The organism is Acinetobacter sp. 1207_04 (assembly GCF_052850415.1).
Genome location: NZ_VXCQ01000002.1, coordinates 239,455 through 264,771, shown reverse-complemented (window position 1 = coordinate 264,771; position 25,317 = coordinate 239,455). Strand labels below are relative to the sequence as shown.

At 37.2% G+C, this 25,317-nt stretch carries 20 protein-coding genes and 1 pseudogene; 6 read left to right on the top strand and 15 right to left on the bottom strand.

Annotated elements, in window-relative coordinates; all coding sequences use genetic code 11:
* Positions 1 to 3: 3 nt before the first annotated feature.
* The 8 genes from FW754_RS03205 to FW754_RS03170 form a co-directional block, all read right to left on the bottom strand.
* Complete coding sequence (locus FW754_RS03205) at positions 4 to 1,656, bottom strand: long-chain-fatty-acid--CoA ligase (RefSeq protein WP_446323884.1); 1,653 nt, start codon at positions 1,654 to 1,656, stop codon at positions 4 to 6.
* A gap of 174 nt (positions 1,657 to 1,830) precedes the next feature.
* Positions 1,831 to 3,720, bottom strand: a complete 1,890-nt coding sequence (locus tag FW754_RS03200; RefSeq protein ID WP_446323843.1) for a sigma 54-interacting transcriptional regulator — start codon at positions 3,718 to 3,720, stop codon at positions 1,831 to 1,833.
* A 12-nt stretch (positions 3,721 to 3,732) separates the two neighbouring features.
* Positions 3,733 to 4,497 carry an SDR family NAD(P)-dependent oxidoreductase gene (locus FW754_RS03195; RefSeq protein WP_446323842.1) on the bottom strand — a complete coding sequence of 255 codons (765 nt, stop codon included), beginning with the start codon at positions 4,495 to 4,497 and terminating at the stop codon, positions 3,733 to 3,735.
* Between the two features lie 53 nt (positions 4,498 to 4,550).
* The gene (locus tag FW754_RS03190; protein ID WP_409511740.1) at positions 4,551 to 5,711 is read right to left on the bottom strand and encodes an acyl-CoA dehydrogenase family protein; all 1,161 of its coding nucleotides are present in this window, start codon (positions 5,709 to 5,711) and stop codon (positions 4,551 to 4,553) included.
* Positions 5,708 to 6,430 (bottom strand): histidine phosphatase family protein, encoded by a 723-nt coding sequence (locus tag FW754_RS03185; protein WP_446323841.1) that lies wholly within the window; start codon positions 6,428 to 6,430, stop codon positions 5,708 to 5,710. The genes FW754_RS03190 and FW754_RS03185 overlap by 4 nt, the downstream gene beginning before the upstream one ends.
* Positions 6,427 to 6,762: a hypothetical protein gene (locus tag FW754_RS03180; protein WP_446323840.1), complete on the bottom strand. Its 336-nt coding sequence runs from the start codon at positions 6,760 to 6,762 to the stop codon at positions 6,427 to 6,429. Before FW754_RS03180 ends, FW754_RS03185 begins: the two co-directional genes overlap by 4 nt.
* Entirely contained in the window at positions 6,759 to 7,763 is a 1,005-nt protein-coding gene (locus FW754_RS03175) for a phosphotransferase family protein (RefSeq protein WP_446323839.1), read from the bottom strand. Before FW754_RS03175 ends, FW754_RS03180 begins: the two co-directional genes overlap by 4 nt.
* Before the next feature lie 359 nt (positions 7,764 to 8,122).
* The gene (locus FW754_RS03170) at positions 8,123 to 8,233 is read right to left on the bottom strand and encodes a hypothetical protein (protein WP_409511736.1); all 111 of its coding nucleotides are present in this window, start codon (positions 8,231 to 8,233) and stop codon (positions 8,123 to 8,125) included.
* Between the two features lie 328 nt (positions 8,234 to 8,561).
* Between FW754_RS03170 and FW754_RS03165 the strand changes: the two genes are divergently transcribed.
* Both FW754_RS03165 and FW754_RS03160 read left to right on the top strand, forming a co-directional pair.
* Positions 8,562 to 9,956, top strand: a complete 1,395-nt coding sequence (locus FW754_RS03165) for an aminotransferase-like domain-containing protein (protein WP_446323838.1) — start codon at positions 8,562 to 8,564, stop codon at positions 9,954 to 9,956.
* 175 nt (positions 9,957 to 10,131) lie between these two features.
* Positions 10,132 to 10,572, top strand: a complete 441-nt coding sequence (locus FW754_RS03160) for a DUF2147 domain-containing protein (RefSeq protein WP_409511734.1) — start codon at positions 10,132 to 10,134, stop codon at positions 10,570 to 10,572.
* An 81-nt stretch (positions 10,573 to 10,653) separates the two neighbouring features.
* Here FW754_RS03160 and FW754_RS03155 read toward each other — a convergent pair whose 3' ends face one another.
* The 3 genes from FW754_RS03155 to pheA all read right to left on the bottom strand — a co-directional run bounded on the left by FW754_RS03155 (position 10,654) and on the right by pheA (position 14,551).
* A complete protein-coding gene (locus FW754_RS03155; protein ID WP_409511733.1) occupies positions 10,654 to 11,031 on the bottom strand; it encodes a hypothetical protein in 378 nt (125 codons plus the stop codon).
* 138 nt (positions 11,032 to 11,169) lie between these two features.
* Complete coding sequence (locus FW754_RS03150; protein ID WP_446323837.1) at positions 11,170 to 13,416, bottom strand: bifunctional prephenate dehydrogenase/3-phosphoshikimate 1-carboxyvinyltransferase; 2,247 nt, start codon at positions 13,414 to 13,416, stop codon at positions 11,170 to 11,172.
* A gap of 28 nt (positions 13,417 to 13,444) precedes the next feature.
* Entirely contained in the window at positions 13,445 to 14,551 is a 1,107-nt protein-coding gene (gene pheA / locus FW754_RS03145; protein ID WP_409511731.1) for a prephenate dehydratase, read from the bottom strand.
* Positions 14,552 to 14,884: 333 nt separating this feature from the next.
* On the opposite strand from pheA, the gene FW754_RS03140 reads away from it, so the two are divergent.
* Positions 14,885 to 15,403: a DJ-1/PfpI/YhbO family deglycase/protease gene (locus FW754_RS03140; protein ID WP_409511730.1), complete on the top strand. Its 519-nt coding sequence runs from the start codon at positions 14,885 to 14,887 to the stop codon at positions 15,401 to 15,403.
* A gap of 143 nt (positions 15,404 to 15,546) precedes the next feature.
* Here the strand turns inward: FW754_RS03140 and FW754_RS03135 are convergent, their stop codons facing one another.
* Positions 15,547 to 16,689: an acyl-CoA dehydrogenase family protein gene (locus FW754_RS03135; protein WP_446323836.1), complete on the bottom strand. Its 1,143-nt coding sequence runs from the start codon at positions 16,687 to 16,689 to the stop codon at positions 15,547 to 15,549.
* 566 nt (positions 16,690 to 17,255) lie between these two features.
* Between FW754_RS03135 and FW754_RS03130 the strand changes: the two are divergent.
* Positions 17,256 to 18,524 (top strand): annotated as a pseudogene (locus FW754_RS03130) (dicarboxylate/amino acid:cation symporter); the annotation flags it as partial.
* A gap of 172 nt (positions 18,525 to 18,696) precedes the next feature.
* On the opposite strand, the gene FW754_RS03125 reads toward FW754_RS03130, so the two are convergent.
* Positions 18,697 to 20,043 carry a dicarboxylate/amino acid:cation symporter gene (locus tag FW754_RS03125; RefSeq protein ID WP_409511728.1) on the bottom strand — a complete coding sequence of 449 codons (1,347 nt, stop codon included), beginning with the start codon at positions 20,041 to 20,043 and terminating at the stop codon, positions 18,697 to 18,699.
* Between the two features lie 436 nt (positions 20,044 to 20,479).
* Here FW754_RS03125 and FW754_RS03120 point away from each other — a divergent pair, with 436 nt between their 5' ends.
* On the top strand, positions 20,480 to 21,475 hold the full coding sequence (locus tag FW754_RS03120; RefSeq protein WP_409511727.1) for a glycosyl transferase family protein: 996 nt from the start codon (positions 20,480 to 20,482) through the stop codon (positions 21,473 to 21,475).
* 69 nt (positions 21,476 to 21,544) lie between these two features.
* Here the strand turns inward: FW754_RS03120 and FW754_RS03115 are convergent, their stop codons facing one another.
* Complete coding sequence (locus tag FW754_RS03115; protein ID WP_409511726.1) at positions 21,545 to 21,811, bottom strand: YeaC family protein; 267 nt, start codon at positions 21,809 to 21,811, stop codon at positions 21,545 to 21,547.
* A gap of 2 nt (positions 21,812 to 21,813) precedes the next feature.
* Entirely contained in the window at positions 21,814 to 22,719 is a 906-nt protein-coding gene (locus FW754_RS03110; protein ID WP_409511725.1) for an NAD(+) kinase, read from the bottom strand.
* Positions 22,720 to 22,912: 193 nt separating this feature from the next.
* Between FW754_RS03110 and mrcB the strand changes: the two genes are divergently transcribed.
* The gene (gene mrcB, locus FW754_RS03105; RefSeq protein WP_419346005.1) at positions 22,913 to 25,312 is read left to right on the top strand and encodes a penicillin-binding protein 1B; all 2,400 of its coding nucleotides are present in this window, start codon (positions 22,913 to 22,915) and stop codon (positions 25,310 to 25,312) included.
* Positions 25,313 to 25,317 lie beyond the last annotated feature (5 nt).

Genomic DNA, 25,317 nt, shown 5'->3' with positions numbered 1-25,317 from the left:
TTTTTAAACAGCATCCATTTGCTGAAAATAATCGTGATATTGCTCCCTTAAATGCTTTTTACTGATTTTCCCTGTTGGCGTATGTGGAATTTCTTTTACGCTAATTGTCGCCGATGGCAGTGACCACTTATGTAAATGATTTGATAAATACATCAACATTTCTTCATGACTCAAAGTTTGATTTTCCTTTGCCACCACAACTAAAAGAGGTCTTTCGCCCCATTTTGGATGAGCGACTGCAATAACAGCCGCTTCTAAAATTTTAGGATGACCCATTGCAGCATTTTCAACTTCAACACTACTAATCCATTCGCCACCAGACTTAATCATATCTTTCGCACGATCAGTAATATGCATATAGGCATGCGTATCTATCGTGGCAATATCGCCTGTATCAAACCATTGTCCATAAGTCTGCTGTTCAATCTGAGCTTGTTGTCGCGATAATTGTTGTGCAGATGTATGGATATATTGATGAACGACAGTATGTCCTCGTATTTCAAGAATGCCTTCTTGTACACCATCGTGAGCTAATAAATGACCGTCATGATGACGTAATTGCATTTGCATTCCAAACACAGGACGACCACACTTAATTACTTGTGTTTCAAAATTTTTTTGATCTATTTGAGTTCGATTAATTGCCCCTAAAGAACTCGTTTCAGTCATACCCCAGCCATTTTCAATTTGGATACCTAGCGCATGCATACTCTGAATCAATGCTAGAGGTGCTGCTGACCCACCTGAAATTGCGCGTTTTAAATTGAGTTTAATCTGAGGATGATTTGATAAATATTCTTTAAATGCTGTCCAAATAGTGGGCACAGCCATCGAAATATCAACATTTTCTGCTTGCATAAGGCTGACGAGTTTTTCGGTTTGTCCTGCAAACTGATTGGGCCAAACCAACTTTGCACCACATAAAATACCGTTAAATGGCATATCCCACGCACTAATATGATAAAGCGGCACAATCGGCATCATTACACTGCTGCGATGTAAACCTACAGCATCATTCATACTCATAATCAGTGCATGCAATACCGTACTTCGATGCGAATACAACACACCCTTAGGCTGCCCTGTCGTACCTGATGTGTAACACAGTCCGCTTGCTCGTTGCTCAGGAATATCCTGCCAATCGTAACATTCAGGTTGAATATTGATTAATGCTTCATAAAATTGGAATGGAAATTCTGCCATTAGCTCATTTTGAATATCACCAAGAACAATCACATATTTTAAAAAACTTTGGAACTCTTCATAAAATTGATTAAGTAAAGGTACACATTCAGGTTCTATTAAAAGTACCTCATCACGTGCATCTAAAATAATTAGCTTAATTTGTGCAGGTTGAAGTTTAGGATTGATCGTGTGATAAATTCGTCCTGTACAAGGAATGGCATAATGCAATTCCATATGTTGATGGGTATTCCACGCCAAAGTACCAACTTTTGCATCAAAAGAAATACCTAGTTGATCCAGCACATGCGCAAATTGAGCGACTCGCTTAAACGCAGCTTTATAGGTATAACGATGCGTACTCACACCATCTGATTTAAGTGAAACAATTTCCTGATCTGCATGTACCATCATTGCATGTTGCATGATTGAGGTAATGTTCAGATTACAGTGCATCATAAGTCCATTCATGATTATTCTATCCTTACACAATTTTACAACTGAGTTTCAAATAGAATATTGCAACTATAATGCCAACTATTTAATTATTATTTTTCAATAATTTATTGTTTTTTGTTTAATCTAAAACAGTTCAATATTGAAATTTTTTCAAATATGAAATACTAAAATTGAATAGATAGTAAAAAACTAAACCTTCAATAACTTCATTTTCCGCCATAGCGTGGTACGGCTAATATTCAAATTTTGAGCCGCAATATCTAAGTTTCCATCTGCTGTTGCAATGGCTTGTTCAATCAATTGTAATTCTTGATTGACTTTGACTGCTTTTAACGGGCTCAATTGTGCATCGAAATGAGTATCGAAATCACGTTGTTGAAACAGTTCAGGAATATGTAAGCTCATAAATGTTTGATTAAGCATAGAATGATCGAGCTGCCACATCACTGCAAGTCGTTCAATTATATTTTCAAGTTCACGAATATTGCCCGGCCAATGATATTTTTGTAAGGCTTTGAATAAAAATGCAGGCATATTTTCTACATTTAAAGCATGTTTTTTTAAAAAATGTTCAACCAAAAGTAAAATATCAACACGGCGCTGTTTCAACGATGGAATATACACACGTAAAATATTCAATCGGTAATATAAATCTGCTCGAAACTCTCCAGATTTAACCTTTTCCTCAAGATCACAATGCGTTGCCGCAAGTACACGAATATTCACTGTATGGCTGACTGTTGCACCTAAACGATTAATTTGACGCTCCTGTAACACACGTAAAAATCGTGTTTGTAAATGCAACGGCATATCACCAATTTCATCGAGGAATAAAGTGCCATTGTGTGCAGCTTCAATCAACCCAACCTTGCCATTTTTTTTTGCCCCTGTAAAAGCCCCTTCCACATAACCAAATAATTCACTTTCAAGAATACTTTCAGGAAATGAAGCACAATTAATTGCCACAAAAGGCGCATGGGCACGTGAGCTTTGTTGATGAATACTTTGAGCCAATAACTCTTTACCTGTTCCACTTTCACCAGTAATCAAAATAGTGGCTTCAGTTTGAGCATATTGTTTGGCAAGTAAAATACTTTGTTGGAGTTGAGGATCTCGCGTGATTAAATCGGTGAAACGATAACGTGTATTAAACTTTCCGACTGAAACTTTCCGAAATTCACCACTCGACTGTTCAAGTGCGTCGAGATCTTGCACACTTAAAATAAAGCCATCGATATGCTCTGTTTTGAGCACCGATAAATGTGCTGCAAGCTTCTTCGCACCCACATATAATATTTGATGAGTATTTTCGATATTTAAATCAAAATTTTTAAACAGCCTATCAACTGGCTGATTTAAAAGACTGTGCTCAGTTTGCCCCAATAGAGCAAGCATAGATTGATTGGCAAAATGAATTCTACCTGTCTTTAAAATCAGACAAATACCATCGGTCAAATGGTTGAAAATTTCAGTTAAACGCTGATTTTGCTGTTTTTCTTCTCGGATTTTTTCGAGTCGCTGTAATGCACTATAAATATGATCTTGTAAAGAATTTTGACTAATAGCAAGCTGTGCCGCTAGACCTAAATTAAGTGCCATTTCGACTGCAACAGGTGAACCAATCACTGCATCAAACTGCTGTTTACGCACCTGCTCGACCGTTTTTTTCGCAGCTAAAAATGAATCGTAGCTGAATTGTTCTATTTGCAATGCAAAAACGTCAGAATATTGCGTCAAGTTAACGCTAGAAGCATTGCCCAATAAGGCAATTTTACGGTATTGCTTTAAATTGGAGATGGCTTGAATGACATCAAAAGCCCCTGTTCGAATAGTATGTAATTCTATAGGCAATTTTTTTTGTAAATAGTGCGCCGTCGCACCCGTACACAGTAAAATTTGACTACCATTTTCAACGAGTTGCTGTGCCACTTCAAGTACATCGGAAATATGGCATTCAACAAAACCAACTTGTTCCGAATGCATCTGCGCTAAAGTTTGCTCAGCAAGCTGACGAAACCCATTCATACTTGGCGTTTTAATATAACTCACCAAAATATTAATCGGTTTCTGATTCAGCATGATTTTTCTTCCTTATACGAGTGCACCACAACTGTGCCCACAATCCACTTTAATTTCTACACCGGTCATTCCACGACCTGCCTCTGATGCTAACAACAATAGCGCTCCATTTAAATCGGAAAATTCAACAAAACGGCGCATAGGAATACGTTTTAAAATCGCTTGCCCTGTATCGCTGAGTAAATAATCTTCATTAATTTCAGTCACCATATAACCCGGTGCAATCGCATTGACACGCACATTGTAGCGAGCCAATTCTGCTGCCATCACTTCGGTTAAATGTCGTAAACCTGCTTTTGATGCACAATAAGGTGAAACACCTAGATTAATCGATTGAGATAAAATAGAGGTTATATTGACAATAGAACCTTTAACTTTATGTTTTTCCATGTGTTTAACAACTTCTTGCGAACACATCCAAGGTGCTTTAAGATTTGTTCCAAGTACCAAATCCCAATCATCATCGGTGTTCTCTAGAAAGCGTTTACTGTTGCCCACGCCTGCATTATTGATGAGTACATCGACCTGAACCTGCTTTGATTCCAAATCACTCAACATCGCTTGCACTGCTTGACGATCATTAATATCAAACTGATATGAATAAATTTTAATTGCATATTGCAGTGCAATTTTTTGTTGTAATTGCTCTAGTCGTTCTGCCCGTCTTGCGCAAATAATAATATTTGCACCATGTGAAGCAAAAAACTCTGCAATATGTTGCCCTAAACCGCTCGATGCACCAGTCACAATAATATTTTTATCTTTAATATTAAACATTTTAAGATTCTCCATAATCTATGATTTCAATTTAGCGGTAATACACTTTTGTTTTAGGTTTTACCGTTCAATAGTTTTTGTGAAATACTCATGCGATGTACCTCATTGGCACCATCATAAATACGGAATCCTCGTGCATCTTTGAATATTTTACAAACTAGATTTTCATCGGTAATTGCCTGCCCACCGAGCATTTGCAAACTACGATCAATCACCTTCCAAATATTTTCTGAGCTAATGACTTTGACAAGACTAGACTCATAATTTCCTTTTTCATTTAGATCAAGTACTTGTGCACAGTAATGCACGGCTAAACGGGTACTGAGCAAATCCATTTCATTATCAGCGAGCATAAAGCCTACGCCTTGATGATCACCCAAGCGCTTACCAAAGGTTTCACGTTCACGTGCATATTGAGTCGCAAGATCATGCGCACGGCGAGCTTGTCCGAGCCAACGCATACAATGTGTTAAGCGAGCAGGTGCAAGACGAACTTGTGCATATTTAAAGCCTTTGCCAATTTCACCAAGTACATTTTCTTTTGGAATACGCAAATTCTCAAAACGTAAAATGCCATGACCGCCACTAAAACATGAATCCATGGCATTCATATTTTTTTCTAAAATGAAGCCTTCTGCATCAGTTTCAGTTAAGAACATCGATGCCGTGCCGTCTTCCATTTTTGCCATAATAATGGCAACTTTAGCACCATCGGCACCCGTAATAAGCCACTTACGCCCATTAATGACATAATCATCTCCATCCAATGTTGCTGTGGTAAGCAGCATTGTTGGATCTGAACCTGCACCAGGTGCAGGTTCAGTCATTGCAAAGCAAGAACGAATTTTCCCCTCAACCATCGGCTTTAACCAACGTTTTTTCTGCGCTTCACTCGCTACAATATCCATCAAGTGGATATTGCCTTCATCAGGAGCATGAACATTCATTGCTGTTGGTCCTAATGGGGAATAACCCGCTTCTTCAAAAGCTACTGCTTTTTGAATATGCGTCCATCCCTGCCCCCCCATTTCCACACTTGCATGCGGGGTTAATAGATGATGTTCACGTGCCTTTTCAATTAATTCAGCACGTAATTCATCACTTGGTCCATGACTGTCTTGACGAGGATCATTTTCATAGGGAATCACCACATCACGAATAAACGTACGGACACGTTTTTGTAATTCGAGTAATTCAGGACTCAGTGTTTTCATATCATTTCTCGTTTAAATCCATTTGTTTTCATATATATTTGATACACATCATCAAGTGCATTGTGTGTTTCATTAATCTTTAGAACATTATGAGCTGTAAAGTTTTGCAGCAAAATTCGGGTTTCTATGATCTGATCATTTTCAATAAAATAATCCAATATATTAAGACAAGCATAATTCTGTTCTTGTACCTGAATATCCTTTTCATTTAAGCCATGCGCATGATTGAGAAAAATACGATTCACCGCATCATGTGAGGACACTAAAATATGTTGATGCTGTAAATCTGCTTGTTGTAGCAGTATTTTTTCTAACCAATGGGTTGTGCGCGCTTCAAATTCATGCCAACGTTCACCTTGCATAAAAGTATCTAAAGCATAACGCCTATGTTGATAGGCTTTTTTAATGACAATATGTGCCTGAGTCGAATCAAGCTCTTTTAAACGTCCAGACTTAATTTCACGAATATCATCACAAGACTGAATTGTTGAGTTACGCTGCGTACTCGCCAAAATTTCAGCTGTTTGAATAGAACGTGGCATGGTCGATGAATAAATTTGATCCATCTGCACTGCTTTTAATTGTTCAGCCAACTGACTGATTTGTGCTATACCCGTTGCAGACAATGGTGCATATTTAGGATTCACAGGTTGATGTTGCTTATCAAAATATTGCACATGACCATGACGTACCAAATAAACACGAACCCTTTTTATCATGTTGATTTTCCAGTTTTAATCAGGCTCATTTCAAGTTCATTGAGTTGTTGTAAAATAGCTAACGCATCAGGCTGAAAAGCTGTACGCATATCCTGTGAAAGCTGTTCCATACTTTGTTCCACATCTTGCACAGGAAACTGAAAATGTTGCTGAAACAAATCAAGTTGTTTGGTCTGTGCACACTCAGACGATTCAATATAATTTTTCAGAATTTCAAAACTACGCTGTAACATCAATAGGTTATAACGAGATTCTGGATGTTTAGGCATCAACTCATGTTTCAGTGTGGCTTGACTCGCTTGGATCAATTCTAGAATTTTTTGTTGAGTCATTCTTTTTCTCCAATGATATCCAAAATGTTTTTCTCAAGCTGTGGTACTAAAAACTCAGTGAGTGCTAATTCTAAAGAAGCTTGGGTATTATTTTGATTACGGTTGGACTGTTGCATTGCAATAATTGCCCAACGCACATGCGATAAAATATGCCAAAATTTCAATTCAAATTCAGGGATATATATCTCAGTGCGCTCAGCATAGGCTTGCATGAAATTCTTATATGCACCAATTCCGCCTGCAATTTGATTGTCTTGACCAAAACGCCAACATTTTGCAGTAAACCAACCAATATCTTCACGGCGATCCCCCCAATGGCTAAATTCCCAATCTAAAATACCCGACACATGATCTTGATTAATCATGATATTTCCTATGCGATAATCGCCATGAATCAAGACTAAATCATCAATTACAGGCTTTTCATGCAACATCCAACTCAATGCAAACTCAAGTACAGGACGAAGTCTTTGTAATTTATCGAGTTGTGCATATAAGTCAGCAATTAAGTCGCTTAGATACGTCTCTTTTTGTGGTTTTGGTAAAATTTTTTCAATCTCGGCATCAGTTTCAATCTGATGCAAATCTGCTAAACACTGCCCAATATCTTTTAAGATTTTTTGTTGTAATGTCTCATCTTTCAAACGAACCAATTTATGACCTTCTGCACTCCCTGAAATTTTTTCCATTATAAAAAAATCACTATTTAAAAAATTATCTTTTTTTTCAAATAATAAGGGCTGTGGCACACAAATATTTAACGCATGTAAACGTTCGAGTAAACGATATTCCTGCTCACGGTCAGAACTAACTTCTACGCTTGTTTCAGAATTTTTTCTCAGTACAATTTCAAAATTTTCATGATTTTTCTGACCTAAAATTGCCCAGTTTTCTTGAATTGCACCACCACTGAGTTTTTTGATACTCATGTCTGTATTTCGATCAAAATCTAGTCGCTGTACAAGCAGATTTTTTAAATCCTGAAATTGCACGTCATCCATAACACATCTCCTTTTCAGTAATAGGTTTGCAAGGAGTATGCCAATTTTATTTTTATTAAATATCAATTAGTTAAAAATATTATTAGTTTACAATAATGAAATAATGTTTCAAAAATGAAAAAACGTCCCTCATCGTTTTATAGATAGAAGCTGTCCTAACAATTTGAAATTTTTATTTTAATGAAATAGATCTGAGAATAGAGTAGTACGATTGAATGATATTAATCGTTGACATATAAGGACTTTGGCTTATTCACTCGCACATATTTTCAGTGCAAAAATTGTATTGAATAAGCCTCAATATAAGATCAATAACTTCAAAAAGTTTGATCTTAGACTTTTATCACGTTGTATCTGATTTAGAGCACGTATTTCCAAATAATAAAACCAAGGAAAAAGCCTAAAAATGAATACGAAGTAATAATGAAAAAAACAAACCATGCTTTGTTTTTGGTGTTAAAAAAATTCATACATTCATCTCACTTGAGCAGATGTCATTATTTTGAAGATTTCTGATTCGAAATAAAATATACAGTTTTGATCAAAAATACTATAACAGATGATAACAGCACGTTTAATGCTCATCTATATATGCATATGTTAATACTATATTTTATATCATTTTTTATAAAATTCACTATTCAATATACATTTCGCTATTTTTCAAAAAAATACACAGCTCATGTTAAAATTAAACTGGGATATTTATTTTGAGTTCCACTGTATCGCATAAATATAGTCGATGATTGACAGAATCTATAACGCATTGCATTTTCATACCTTTGAGCATTCCTTTTTATGTATAAATCAGAACAACTTGCACTCAGTCTGAAACATCTCATTGAAAGTGGTTTTTGGAAAGCGCATGAAAAACTCCCTTCTTTACGTCAGCAAGCCAATACTTCAGGTTTTAGCTTAATGACGGTGATGAATGCTTATCAAGATTTAGAAGCACAGGGTCTGATCTATTCACGGACAAAGCTCGGTTACTTTGTTGCCGAAGTACCCATCACAAATGCTTATAAAACCAATGTTATACTGAATGAACAGATTGAGATTAATTCTTTAATTTTTCGCTATTTAAAATCGATTCAAAATAAAAATATTACTCCTTTTGGGAGTGCATTCCCAAATAGCCAATTGTTGTTTTCAGCAAAATTGATGCAAACATTGGCACAACAATCTAAATATCGTCAAAACTATGAACAAATGCCAAGCCTTCCTCCTGGGAATATTGAACTAAGAAAATTAATTGCACAACGTTATAGTATGCAAGGCATTCAAACCGATCCTTCTGATATTGTCATTACCTCTGGAGGATTGGATGCTTTAAATCTCTCACTCAAAGCTCTAACCCAAGCAGGAGATTATATTTTATTGCAGGAAACTATTTTCTATGGCGCATGGCAAGCTGCGGAACACTTGGGTCTAAAAGTCATTAGCATTCCAGAGCATCCTGAATATGGGTTTGATTTAGAAGCCTTTAAAGATGCCATAACACGCTATCCAATTAAAGTCTGCCTACTCATGTTAAACAGCCACAACCCTGTTGGCTTTACCGTCAGTGATGAAATTAAGCTGCAATTAGCACAGCTTTTACATGAGCATCAAATTTACTTAATTGAAGATGATGTTTATGAAGAACTTTATCATGGGCATAAAAAACCCTTATCTATGAAGTATTTTGATCAACAAAATTGGGTACTACACTGTTCATCTTTTTCAAAAACGCTTGGTGCAGGTTTTCGTATTGGTTGGGTATATGCAGGAAAATTTTCTGAACATATCCAACATTTGCAATTGATGAGTACCATTTCAGTCAATTCACTGATTCAAAATGCATTGGCAGAATATTTATCTCATCGACATTATGAAAAGCATTTAAAAATGCTTCGTAGTACGATGAAACGTTTAAAACTACAATACTATCAATATTTATCTACGCATTTACCTGACTCATTTAAAATAAAACTCTATCCTTCAGGCTATTTTCTTTGGATTAGTTTACCTAAATATCTAAATAGTCATCTGATTTATCAGCAGTTATTGGAGCAAAATATTGGTGTTGCACCTGGTACATTATTTTATCAAATGGAAAAAGAATACCATCACATTCGTATCAATTGCTCATTTGAAATAGATGAAAATATTGAAATAGCGCTTAATCAGCTCATTCAACACCTAAAAGAATAAATGCCAATCAATACACTCAAACAACAATAATATGAGGAATAAATAACCTAGATTGGTGATTATGCTTTATTTTTCACTTAATTTTGGCGCAATATGTAAATATTAATTTTCATTATTTATTATACAATCAAGTCTTTAGCTAGTTTTGCTAATTATATTTTTATATAGGGATATTATGAAAAAAGTTTTTGGGGCAATCTTTATTACACTGATCAGTACAAGCGTATTTTCTCAAGATATTACAGGAACATGGCGCTATATTGATGACAAAACAGGTGAACCAAAAGGTTTAGTTAAAATGGAAAAACAAGCCAATGGTACATACGCAGGAACCGCACTCAAAGCAACTCCTCGACCTGGTTATACACCAAAAGAATTTTGTACCAACTGCCCTGCACCTTACACCAATAAGCCAATTATTGGCATGCAAGTCATTTCAGGTTTAAAAACTGAGGATCAAATAAATTATACCAATGGCAAAATTATTGATCCTGTTTCAGGCAAACTCTATAGCCTAAAAGGTAAAGTCAGTCCAAATGGTAAGAAACTATTTTTACGTGGCTATATTGGTGTTTCAGCTGTGGGGCGTAGCCAAACTTGGTTGAGAGTAGAATAGCTTTTAAATTGCTACACAATAAAAATGCTGAATCAGCCTACGCTATTCAGCATTTTTATATACACTCAACTCACTTAAATCTTAACTTTTCCACTCAAAACCACTAAACGCATCATCTTTTTTCAAAGTATTTTCAACAGCATTAGCAAGCTGCTTAATCATACTTTGCGTAGCAATTTTCTTAAACCAGACTTGTTCTTCATCTGCATGAGCAGAAATTTGACAGGTCAACAAACCTTTATCATTTAATTGACAATATACACCTAAGCCAATTGGATGATTTTCTACACTTACCGCAATATTTTCTTCTGAATGCGCAGTTTCAGTCTTAAAACCATATTCTTTAAGCGATTGAGACAATAGATCAGTTACATATTCCTGAGTGACATGACATGCATTGCCCTGAGCTTCACTTTTGATATGATTTTCACAGTTTGCAGTAAATTGTAATGTTCTCATCGCTTCATCCAAAAGACTTTATAGTTGTATGGTTTTAGAATAAGCAATAAAAACAAAACAGCCAAGCGTTTGCTTGGCTGTTGTCGAACAAATATACAAAAACTAGACCAAAGATTGGCGATTAAATTGGTTTGAAACTTATTCAGTCACCTGAATCTGCAAACCCGCTTGATTGGTCAATTGCGTAAATGTTGGAAAGCTCGTTGCAACTGTTTCTGTACCAACAATTTTAATTTCACCCGAATTACGCAAACCCGCCATTGAGAAGCTCATGGCAATACGATGATCGTGGTGTGATTCAATTTCACCTCCTGTGAAGATTGCACCCCACTCACCTGATTTGCCTTTTCCTTCAATAATAATACCATCGTCAGTTGGTGTACAATCGATCCCCATGGTTTTTAACCCATCTGCCATCACTTGGATACGGTCGGACTCTTTTACACGAAGTTCAGCAGCACCCGTCAAAATCGTTTGCCCTTCTGCACATGCAGCCGCAATAAATAGTGATGGAAATTCATCAATTGCCAATGGTACTTGATCTTCTGGCATATGAATGCCTTTGAGTGTACGTGTCCCGCGAATACGAATGTCTGCAATTGGCTCACCGCCTGCAATACGCTCATTTTCAACGTTTAAATCTGCACCCATTTGTTTTAGGATTTCAATTACACCAGTACGTGTCGGGTTAATACCCACTGCTTCAAGCGTTACATCCGAACCTTTGGTAATGGCAGCGCCGACCATAAAGAACGCAGCAGAAGAAATATCAGAGGGTACTTGAATATCAGTCCCCACTAATTTTCCACCACCTTGTAGCGAAATACGATTGCCTTCAGTTTTTACATCATAACCAAAAGCACGAAGCATACGTTCTGAATGGTCACGAGTAGGTTCAGGTTCAGTCACTGAAGTTTCGCCCTCAGCCCATAAACCTGCCAATAGAATCCCTGATTTCACTTGTGCAGATGCCATTGGCAAATCATAGTGAATACCTTTTAGAGCTTGTGCACCTGTAATCGAAATCGGTGGCGTACCACGCTCACCCGTCGTTTGAATTTGTGCACCCATTTCACGTAAAGGCTTCGCTATACGCTCCATTGGGCGTTGAGAAAGTGATGCATCACCTGTCATCACAGAGTCAAAAGCTTGAGCCGACAACATGCCTGAAAGCAAGCGCATTGATGTACCTGAGTTCCCCATATATAGTGCAGTTTTCGGTGCTTTTAGACCATTCATACCAACACCATGAATGGTTACTTCACCATTCTTAGGACCTTCAATACTCACGCCCATATCACGGAATGCTTGCAAAGTTGCAAGTGCATCTTCACCTTCAAGGAAACCTGTCACATGCGTTGTGCCTTCTGCAATCGCACCAAACATGATGGAGCGATGTGACACTGATTTGTCACCCGGCACGGTAAATTTACCTTTAAATGTCTTATCACCTGGCAAAATGGTAAATTGTTGTGTCACCTTATTTTTCTCCATCAAAGGTTTTTGAGCGAGCATATGATTGAAATGTTGACGTGCTGCTTGAGCATGTCCGAGCAATCCCATCAATGCCTGTGAATTTTCATTTTCAATGAGTTGGCGTAATGTTTTAAGTTGAGCTTCAAATCCATCTACAGCATTGAGTATTGCTTTTTTATTAGCAAAAAAGATGTCATGCCACATTTGTGGATCACTCGCTGCAATCCGTGAGAAATCACGAAAACCACCTGCTGCATAACGAAAAATATCGAAATTATCTTCACGATTTGCAAGTTGTTCAACCAAGTTGAATGCCATTAAATGTGGTAAATGACTCGTATGCGCAAGCACTTCATCATGCTTTTCCACATCCATACAAATAACTTCGGCTTTCGCTGCTTGCCAGAGCTGAATCAATTTATTCACTGCCCAATCTGCACTACTTGGTAATGGCGTGAGAATCACTTTATGATTGGCAAATAAATCGACTTTACCTGCATGCACACCTGTATGTTCTGCACCAGCAATTGGGTGTCCCGGAACAAACCCAACAGGTAGTACATCACCAAACACAGCTTTAGCTGCATCAACCACATTACCTTTGGTACTTCCAACATCAGTAATAATGCAGTTTTCTGACAAATAAGGCTGAATACTTGCAAGTGCTTTTTGCGTTGCACGAACAGGCAAGGCTAAAACCACTAAATCAGCATCTTTCACTGCATCGGCAGGATCGGTAAAACCTTCAGAAATCAATCCTAAAGCTTTGGCATCTTCCAAGGTTTTTTTCGAACGTGTTGAAGCAACAATAGTATTTGCTAAATTTTCCGCAAGAATTACCCGAGCAAGACTTGAACCTATTAGCCCAAGCCCAATAAACGCAACTTTTTTAAACATAGGTTGTGACATGATGCTATTTCAGACCTTCAACCTAAACTTAAAGTACAGCAATTGGGTATGAACCCAATACACGCACTTCTTTCACTAATGGGCGAATTTCTTCAATCGCAGCTTTTACATTGTCCTGTTCTACATGACCTTCAAGATCAATAAAGAACACGTAAGCCCATTTTTCAGGTAACGCAGGACGAGTTTCAATACTGGTCAAGCTAATGTTATGTTTAGCAAATGGTGCAAGAATCTCAAGTAACGCTCCTGCACGGTCATGTGCAGAAATGAGTAATGATGATTTATCATTACCACTTTGTGGCACTTTTTCACGGCCAATCACAAGGAAACGTGTCGTATTTTCAGGATTGTCTTCAATATTGCCATGCAAAATTTCAAGATCATAAATACTTGCAGCCACATCTGATGCAATCGCTGCTGAATGCCACTCATTACGAATACGACGAGCAGCTTCTGCATTTGAACTGAGTGCAACTCGCTCTACACCTGGATAATGTGCATCCAACCAACCACGACACTGTGCCAAAGTTTGTTGATGAGCATAAATCTGTTTAATACTATCTTTACGCGTATTTGAAGACACTAAAAATTGGTGATGAATACGCAATTCAACTTCACCAATGACATTCAAATGTGATGCTTTAAAACAATCTAAAGTATGATTCACAACGCCTTCAGACGAGTTTTCTACAGGCACTAAACCGTAGTGCGCGCTACCCGCTTCCACTTCACGGAACACTTCATCAATGGTTGGCAATGGACGAACCACTGCATCTTGACCGAAATGTTTCAATACGGCTGAATGCGTATATGTTCCAACAGGGCCCAAAAATGCAATGCTTTGCGGTGCTTCAAGTGCCAAACATGCCGACATAATTTCACGAAACAAACGAGCCATAGTTGTATCGGACAACGGGCCTTCATTACGCTCCATCACATTTCGTAGAACTTGAGCTTCACGTTCAGGGCGATAAAACAACGGATTCTCTTCTGCTGCAAATTTCGCTTTTGCGACAGCTTCAGCCAATTTGGCACGGCGGTTGATCAGTTGTTGAATCTGTTGGTCGACAGAATCAATATCGTCACGGATTTGAGAAAGATCGAGAGAGGTTGCTTGTTGATCAACGTTGATCATTGTTATATCGCCCTATGAAAATCGAGATTACCCGAGGTTTTAAGTTTAAATAGTATAACAATAGTTCAGTACGATTTGTTGTGCAATACGCCTTTTATCCAACAGCTTATTGCAATAAAACAATAATTCATCACCCCAAAACAGATGAACAAAATCATTTTTTACTTTTTAGCAGTTCTCTCTATAAAAATTCGTAAAATTAGAAAAATTTGCACAAAAATACATAGACTTGGTTAAAATTACGTTACATAACGATTCAACAACAAATGCATATAATAATTTTTGCTCAAAATTTCGTATGCTTATTAAAATAAAAGTAGTGCGAGAAAAAAAATGAATAAACGTATTGCTGTTCTCGTCACCCAAGACTTTGAAGATATTGAATATCATGCTCCTGTAGAAGCCTTTCGTGCAGCAAGTCATAGTGTACGCAACATTGAAAAGCAGGCTGGCAATATCATTTATAGTCAGCAACGAAAATCCTCTGTGAGTATTGATTTAGGTATTGATGACATTTCAGTCCAAGACTTTGATGCACTGATGATTCCTGGTGGGCACTCACCCTATCACCTGAAAAAAGATCAGCGCTTTATCGATTTTTTGCGCAGTTTTGCAAACGCACAAAAACCTATTTTATTGTGTTGTCATAGTCCGCATTTACTCATCGATGCACAGATTGCTATTGGTAGACGCTTAACCTCTATTCATGAAACGATTAAAGAACTCAAAGATGCTGGGGCTGTCATTTTTGATCATGAAGTAGTCAATGACAATAATCTATATATATCCTCACGTTCGACCTTTGAGCTACCTATTTTTATTGATGAATGTTTAAGTGTTTTAAGGAATTAATAATTTATTACATTGTTTTTAAGTTTTTAATTGAGAATCAAGTTTCTGCTTTTTTTATGGATCAGCCTTTATATATGTAAAAAGATCAAGCTACCTTTGGATAGCTTGATCTTTATTTTTGGAGTCTAGATCAAGTATCGAAATTATCGACCAATCAAGCCACGTGCCACAATTTCTTTCATAATTTCATTTGTTCCACCATAAATGCGTTGGATACGTGCATCAACAAAGAAGCGTGAAATTGGGTATTCAACCATATAGCCATAACCACCGAAAAGTTGCAGTAAACTATCTGCCACTTTCATCTGCATATCTGAACTAAAGCTTTTCAATGCTGCTGCTGTTTCAACATCCAATTTATTTTCTTTATATAAAGCCAAGTTTTGGTTATAAAATGCCGCCGTTGCAAGTTCATCAATTTTCGCTTGAGCAAGAACAAAACGCGTATTTTGGAAGTTACCAATCGCCTGACCAAAAGCTTGACGTTCTTTCACATATTTACTTGTCACATCAATCGCACCACGAATTGCGCCCAATGCAGTTGCTGCAATTGCTGTACGTTCACGTGGAAGCTCTTGCATCAAATAAGCAAAACCTTGCCCTGCATTTCCTAACAATTGGTTGGCAGGCACTTTGACATTATCAAAGAATAATTCAGATGTATCTTGAGAATGCAGACCGATTTTGTCTAAGTTTGTACCCTTCTTAAAACCATCTAAATGCGTATCTACAAGTAGTAATGACACACCTTTTGCACGTGCTTGTGGATCTGTTTTACACGCTAAAACCACTAAATCTGCATGCTGACCATTGGAAATAAAAGTTTTAGAACCATTTAAAACATAATGATCACCATTTAAAATAGCAGATGAACGCATACCTTGTAAGTCAGAACCTGCACCCGGCTCAGTCATACCAATTGCACCAACCACTTCACCCGATACCATTTTTGGCAACCAATATTGCTTTTGTTCTTCATTAGCAATATTTAAAATATACGGTCCTGCAATTTCAGAGTGACACGAAATTGCTGTCGATAATGAGCCATAGCCTGCACGTGCCGATTCTTCGACCAACATAAGCGAATATTCTGTTGGAACACCATAACCACCGTATTCTTCTGGCACATCAACACAGAGGTAGCCATTTTCACCCAACAGTGTCCACACTGAACGAGGCATGATTCCTTCACGCTCCCATTGCTCATAATGAGGAGCAATGTGCTCATTCATAAAACGTTTAAAATTGTCCTTGAATAATTCCAAATCAGCATCATAAGCCAGCATTACATTTTCCTTGTATCACGAAATTTTTGATTGTTATCACAGCCATCCTAATCATTTTTGAAATGAAAAACATGAAACCTGTGGTCATTTTTAATCTCGATGTAGCCCAATACATAAAAATGTGCCGCATATCACTTTTTTATCAGTAAAACTTAAATTAAGACCTGAAATATATAACGGATATCGCAAATCAAAATAGGTTAAAAGCATTTTAAGACAGTTTATTCAATTTTTTTCTAAAAATGGATGTATCAAAATAAACAAGTCAAATCAAAAATAAATAAAATTCATATAAATAAAAATAATATACAAATCATATCAAATACAAATACCTAATATTTTTTAATAAATAATATCTAATTTAATACTTTATTTAATCTAATCAATGTGTTTGTTGTTTAAGTACATCTATTTAAAATCAATACGTTAAAACAACAAGCAATATTTATTTAATTGATTAAGTCTTAAGTGATATTTTTAAATAAATACCAAATGGAATCAATTTGGTGAAAGGAATCAATTTGGTGAAAGGAATCAACATGGAAATATAAACAGATACTCAAAGTGAACATTCCAAAAAGCCACAAAAATTCTACCAAGTACTTTATGTGCAAGTAATTGCAGCCATTGTAATTGGTATTTTACTCGGTCACTTCTATCCCCATGTCGGGAGAAGCCTCAAACCACTTGGTGACGCATTTATTAAACTTATTAAAATGATTATTACGTCTGTAATTTTCCTAACTATTGTGACAGGAATTTCAGGTATGACCCATATGGCAAGTGTGGGACGTGTAGCAGGTAAAGCCATGCTGTACTTTCTGACCTTCTCGACGCTTGCATTGATTGTTGGTATGACTGTTGCAAACTTGGTTCAACCTGGTAAAGGCTTGAACATTGACCCTTCAACATTAAAAACCGATAAAATTACCGAATATGCTGAGAAAGCACACGATGCATCAATCTTAGACTTCCTGATGAATATCCCCCCCCTTGCAAGCCCACTGACAAGTGGAGACATTTTACAAGTGCTGTTTGTTGCCGTTCTGTTTGGCTTATCACTTCCTTCAATTGGTGAAAAAAGCAAGCCGATTGTCGATTTCCTTAATCATTTAACTGCACCAATTTTCCACCTTGTTGGCATGCTAATGAAGTTTGCACCTATTGGTGCGATGGCATTCACAATAGGTAAATATGGAATTGATAGTATTGGTAATTTATTCATGCTCATTTTGACATTCTACTTTACTGCACTACTCTTTGTTCTCGTCATTTTAGGTGCAGTTACTCGTTATAATGGCTTCTCTATTATTGATTTGATTCGTTATATTAAAGATGAATTATGGCTTGTATTGGGTACGTCTTCATCTGAAGCTACACTTCCATCACTCATGCGTAAAATGGAAAAAGCGGGTTGTGAAAAATCAGTCGTCGGCTTGGTCGTTCCTACAGGTTATTCATTTAACTTAGATGGAACCAACATTTATATAACCATGGCTGCACTATTTATTGCACAGGCTTGTAATATTGATCTAAGCCTACAACATCAGATTTTATTGCTTCTTGTCGCCATGATTAGCTCTAAAGGTGCTGCAGGTGTAACAGGTGCGGGTTTCATCACACTTGCCGCAACATTATCCGTTGTTCCTGCTGTACCTGTTGCAGGTATGGCATTAATTTTAGGTATTGATCGCTTCATGTCTGAATGCCGTGCATTCACAAACTTTGTCGGTAATGCTTGTGCAACAATTGTGGTGGCGCGTTGGGACAATGCTTTAGATAAAGAACAGCTTGATCGCACCCTAAAACAACATCAAAATGTTGTTCCAGATTAATTGGCTATGAAACCAAACTATATATAAACACTCTAAAGCAGGGAGTATCACTTCCTGTTTCTTTATTTTTTTAACAATGTGTTCTTAATAAATTTTAAAGCCTAAAAAAGGAAGCCAAAGCTTCCTCAATAGGTAAATCTGTATACTAATTTTGAATTGTTAACTTCAAATATTAAGCATGGGCTTGGTTATTTTCTTCAAGCATTTTACGATCCACTTCCTCTGGATTGTTCAATGCATGTTGTAGTTTTTCCGTATCTAATTGCCCAACCCATTTCGCAACAACGATAGTTGCTAAAGAGTTACCAACCAAATTAGTCAAGGCACGTGCTTCTGACATGAAACGGTCAATACCTAAAATCAACGCCAAACCTGCAACAGGAATATGTCCCACAGCTGACAAAGTTGCCGCCATAACAATAAAGCCTGAACCTGTTACACCTGCCGCACCTTTAGATGAAATTAACAACACCAAAAGTAAAGTCACTTGATGTGATAAATCAAGTTGAGTATTGGTCGCTTGGGCAATAAAGATTGCCGCCATTGTTAAGTAAATTGATGTACCATCTAAGTTAAATGAATACCCTGTTGGAATAACTAAACCTACAACAGACTTTTCACAACCCGCAATTTCAAGTTTTTTCAACATGCGTGGCAACACTGATTCTGATGAAGACGTACCCAACACAATGAGCAACTCTTCACGAATCATGCGAATCATTTTTAAAATACTAAAACCACAAATACGACTAATAGTACCTAATACTAAGAAAATAAAGAGCAAACACGTGATATAGAAACAAATAATTAGCTGAGCTAATTGAGCCAAACTGCCAATACCATATTTGCCAATGGTATAAGCCATTGCACCAAAAGCGCCAATCGGAGCAAGCTTCATGATCATATTTACAATGTTAAAGAACACATGTGAAACTTGATCAATAAACTTCAGTACAGGTTTACCTGCTTCACCGAGTTTATGCAAAGCAAAACCAAATAAAATAGCAAAAAGTAATACTTGCAGAATTTCACCTTCTGCAAATGCACCAACCACTGTGTTTGGAATGATATTCATAAAGAAATCAAGCGTTGACTGTGATGCACCACTTTCTACAAATTTAGAAATACCTGAAGTATCCAATTTACTTGGATCAACATTCATACCTACACCTGGTTTGGCAATGTTAATCACTAACAAACCAATGAGCAGTGCAATTGTTGATACAATCTCGAAGTAAAGCAAAGCGATACCGCCTGTTTTACCTACAGATTTCATGCTTTCCATACCCGCAATACCGCTCACGACAGTACAGAAGATTACAGGAGCAATAATCATTTTAATCAGATTAATGAATGCCTTACCCAATGGATAAAGTTGCTCACCTAAACCTGGGATATTTTTTTCTACACCATTAATTATCTGCGTACTACTTGGATAAAAATGTCCAACCAACACACCAGCAATAATGGCAACAATCACTTGAAAATATAGTGACTTATACAAAGGTTGTTTAGCCATAAGAGTTTCATCATTATATATTTATTGCTGCTCAGCACAGAAATAAATATTCAAAAATTTCACATATCTATAAGATACGTAGCCCTAAAAACCTTTGTAAAACACAAAGGCAAACATTTTTTTAAAACAAAAATACACTCGAAAAATCAAAATATTCCGAAACATCACAACTACATAGAGACTAATGTCATCGACTTTATTTCAGTTTTTCTACAAAGAAAAAACTAAAAAGTGGGAATAGGAGATGAATAATAGAAATTAATGTGATTAGTTTAATGAATTTTTTCTAACCACACCCCATGAAATTGTTAAAATCGCTTAAAAATAAAACATTTCCCTATTAGACATTAGTCGAACATTAATCAATCCAATTTATTCTGCATACTTTTATGTCATAGTGTTAGTACAGTTATTTTTTCAAAATTTAGATTTCCCTATGCCTACAAAACGTAATCTTTACAAAGACTTTGAACACCCTTTTGCCCAATACGTTCGCATTGTTGGAAAAGGTAAAAATGGTGCAAGATCACTAAGTTATGATGAAGCATATCAGGCTTTTCGTATGATTTTAAAAGATGAAGTTCTTGATGTTCAGCTTGGCGCATTTCTTATGTTGCTTCGGGTCAAAGAAGAGTCTGTAGATGAGTTACATGGTTTTGTACAGGCAACTAAAGACCAATTGAATTTCCAAACACTTAATGTCGATCTTGATTGGTCATCATATGCTGGCAAGCGTAAACATTATCCATGGTTTTTACTTGCCGCACTAACCTTGGCAAAACATGGTTATAAAGTAGTAATGCACGGCGCTTCAGGGCATACAATTAATCGATTATATACCGAACAAGTTTTAGAATATTTAGGTTTTCCTATTTGCCAAAATGAAAAAGAAGTTATGGAACAACTTAAGCAACGTAATTTTGCTTATTTGCCTTTAGAAGCTATTTCACCAACTTTAAGTGATCTGATTAATCTTCGCAATGTTATGGGTTTACGCTCCCCTATCCATACGCTTGCTCGCCTCATTAATCCCTTTAACGCCAAAGCCACCATGCAAGCCATTTTCCACCCTGCTTACAGAAGTTCACATCAACAAGCTGCTTTCCAATTGGGTTATCAAAATAGTGCTGTGATTAAAGGTGAAGGGGGGGAGTTTGAGCGCAATCCTGATGCAAAGACGTTAATTTGTGGGATTCAAAATGGTGAAAAATATGAGCATGAATTACCAAAACTTACCGAAAACCGTTCACCTTCGGAAGAAGAACTCGATTTAGCAGTATTCAAAGCAGTTTGGGAAGGTAAGCAAAACCATGAATATGGTGAAATTGCTGTGCCTGAAACGATGGGAATAGCACTGCATACGATGGGTGCTGTAACTTCATTTGATGAAGCAATGGCAAGGGGCAAAGAACTCTGGAAGAATCGATTTTAATCTTATTGCTTGATCTTACAAAAGAATCATAGCATTTGAATGATACTATGATTCTTTTTACTTAATACATTATACAAAACGAATTGGTTTAAACTCAGGCTCTGGAACATGAGAATCACACTCTTCATCTTCTTCCTTATGCCCTTTATCGATATAACCTGTGCGTTCTTTGGCATCCACATTTTGATGTTCCCAAGCAATTACCGCTTGCATACAAATCTGACGTTGTTCCGCAGTTAAAACCACGCCATTTGGCCATTTACCAATTTCAACGGCGGTTTTTAAACGCTCAACAATATCAGCATCCAAAATAGAAAGCATTTGTTCAATATTCATGTTCAATCCTGCTGTTGAAAAGAGTCAAAATCTTGGTTCCAACCGAGTTTAGTACGACATGCCATATAAAAGTCATAACCCGGTGGATGTAATAATATAAGTTTGAAGGGATGTTTACGAATATGCAAACTATCTCCAACATTTAAAGAAATACTATGTTGCCCGTCTGCACTGACCATGGGTAAGACACGATTTTCACGAATTTGGATTTTAATTTCACTGTGTCCACCCACCACAATTGGGCGTGAAGATAGAGTGTGTGGATGCATTGGTACTAATGCAATTGCATCCATACTTGGGTGTAAAATAGGTCCACCACCTGACAATGCATACGCTGTCGAACCTGTCGGCGTTGATACAATCAAGCCATCACTGTGTTGTCTATAAACATACTGACCATCAATATTGAGTTCAAAATCAATCATATGTACAGATCGACCTGAATGCAATACAACATCATTTAGTGCGATGGCATCATAAATCGTTTGATTATTGCTACGAACTTCCATTTCTAATAAAAACCGACGATCTAGCTGAAAATCTCCCTTTAACACCTGATCGAGTTTAAACAAAACTTCAGCAGGTTTAATATCTGTCAGAAATCCAAGCCGACCACGGTTCACGCCCAATACAGGCGTATTGTATTTGACCAACGCACGCGCTGCATGAAGTAACGAACCGTCTCCACCGACCACAATGACCAAATCTACCACTTCTCCGAGTAAACTTTTACTCACGGCTTGCGTATTTGGATAAGGCACCAATGCAGCAGTTTCAGTATCAAAAACAGGATGTAACCCTAGACTGAGCAGATGATCATGAATCAATGACAAGGTATCGACGACAGAAGTTTTATCAGGTCGCCCGATTAAACCAATATTGCGAAATGACTTTGCTGATATTTGCACGTATGCTCAGACTCCACTGTGATTATGACTATAGTAGCACTAACAGGATTATTTTTAAAAAGACACAAGAAAAATATCATACCTATTCTTGTTATTTACAACTCCAATTTAAATGATTTCACAGTTTTATTATTGCAAAATGACAAAAAGCTTCGCATGATTAGCATATTAAATATGAGTTTTATCTGTCTTTATGAAGTCTGAACGTGGTATTGGCATTATTGCATTGATTTTTTGTGTGCTTATCATTGGCGCATTTTTGGCTTTCAGTGTGTATTTGATTCGGCTCGACAATCTCATTCGTGATAAATTTGAAGGTAATCGTTGGGATATTCCTGCCAAAGTTTTTGCACGCCCCCTTGAAGTCTATGCCAATGCACCAGTAGCACAAGATGATTTTGAACAAGAACTCAAATTACTTGGCTATAAAGGCAGTGATAGCTATGCCAAACCAGGTAGCTATGTTGCACAAGCCAATTCATTTTATGTCCATACCCGAGGTTTTGACTTTGGTGACAGTGTAGACCCTGAACAAATTTTACAAGTCACTTTTGCCAATGATGTGATTGCCGATGTCAAAGCAACAAAGCCAACAAATACAGGGATTGCACGCCTTGAACCTATGTTGATTGGTGGCATCTACCCTCAACACAATGAAGATCGTGTCCTCATTAAGCTAGATAAAGTCCCTAAGCCTTTAATTGAAGCACTTATTGCAACTGAAGATCGTAATTTTTATCACCACCATGGCATTTCCTTTCGTGGGACTGCCCGTGCTTTAGTGAGTAACGTCACTGGTGGTAAGCGTCAAGGTGGTTCTACACTTACGCAACAGCTTATTAAAAATTTCTATCTCACTCCTGAAAAAACATTAAAACGTAAAGTTAACGAAGCCTTTATGTCTTTATTACTTGAATTGCATTACAGTAAAGATGAAATTTTAGAAGCGTATTTAAACGAAGTAAATTTAGGTCAAAGCGGTAATTATTCAGTCAATGGTTATGGTTTGGCTTCACAGTTTTATTTTGGTTTACCGCTCAGTGAACTGAATATTTCCCAACAAGCATTCCTTGTTGGTTTAGTCCAAGGTCCTACCCTATACAATCCATGGAAAAACCCTGAACTTGCTAAAAAACGTCGCAATGTCGTCCTCAATAATATGCTAGTGATGGGATATTTAACGCCTGAACAGTTTGAAAAAGAAAGTAATCGTGCACTAAATATAGTTGATAAACCGAGTCTTGGAACTGCTCGCTTCCCAGATTTCCTCGATATTGTACGCCGTCAACTTAAAACCGAATATCAAGAAACCGATTTAACCAATCAAGGTTTACGTATTTTCACTACACTTGATCCTGTTGCACAGACACGTGTGCAAAATAGTTTCCGTGAAAGTGTGGCACGTCTAGCAGGTGCAAATCCGAAACGCTTAAAAGATTTACAAGGTGCTGTACTCATTTCACGCCCTGAAAATGGTGAACTAATTGCTGCTGTCGGTTCTACACAAGATTTTACTGGCTTTAACCGCACAATTGATGCCAAACGCCAAGTCGGCTCATTGCTTAAACCTGTGATTTATTTAAGTGCAATTGAATCGGGACGTTATAATTGGGCGACTCAAATTGAAGACTCACCCATTAGTATACCCGTTGAAAATAATAAATCTTGGACGCCTAAAAACTATAGTGGATCGGGTCATGGTTATGTTCCACTCGCTCAAGCATTAGCAAATTCATACAATTTGTCTGCAGTTCGCTTGGGACAGGAGTTTGGATTATCTACATTTAAAAATAATCTTGTTAAATTTGGTGTAACCTCAAAAATTCCAAACTATCCTTCTATTTTCTTGGGTGCTGTAGATATGTCACCTATGGAAATGATGAGTATTTATGGTAATTTTGCAACAGGTGGCTTTAAGTATCCAGTCAAAGCTATTCGTACTGTTGCAGACTCTAATGGTCGTTTACTTGATCGTTATGGTTTGAATGTACAACAAACCATTGAACCTTCTTCGGCGTATATTTTGAATTATGGCTTACAACAGGTCATGTCATCAGGTACAGGTAAATCTGCCTACAATACCTTCTCATCTGAACTTAAATTGGCAGGAAAATCAGGTACAACCAATGATACTCGTGACTCTTGGTTTGCAGGCTACTCAGGCAACAATTTAGCTGTCGTTTGGCTTGGGCTTGATGATAACAAAGTTACAGGATTAACAGGTTCTACAGGGGCACTACCCGTCTGGATCAATGTTATGAAACAACTACGTCAAAAACCTGTCAACTTGCGTCAAACCGATGATGTGCAATGGCAATGGATTGATATCGCAAGTGGTGAATTATCCGCACAAGGTTGTGGTGATGCGATGTATATTCCAATGCTACGTCATACTGTACCGAACCGTGCAACTGCATGTGGCTCGTCACACTACAATGTCGAACCTGATTATGTTCCAGATCAACAGCCTTCAAGTTCACAAACTATAAGCAATGACAGCATTGAAAATTACATTCGCGAAAGTGAAAGTAACTCATCTGAGGATAGTAATTCCAGTGGTCATATAATTTCGAGTGGTAGCTACCAAAATTAATGGAG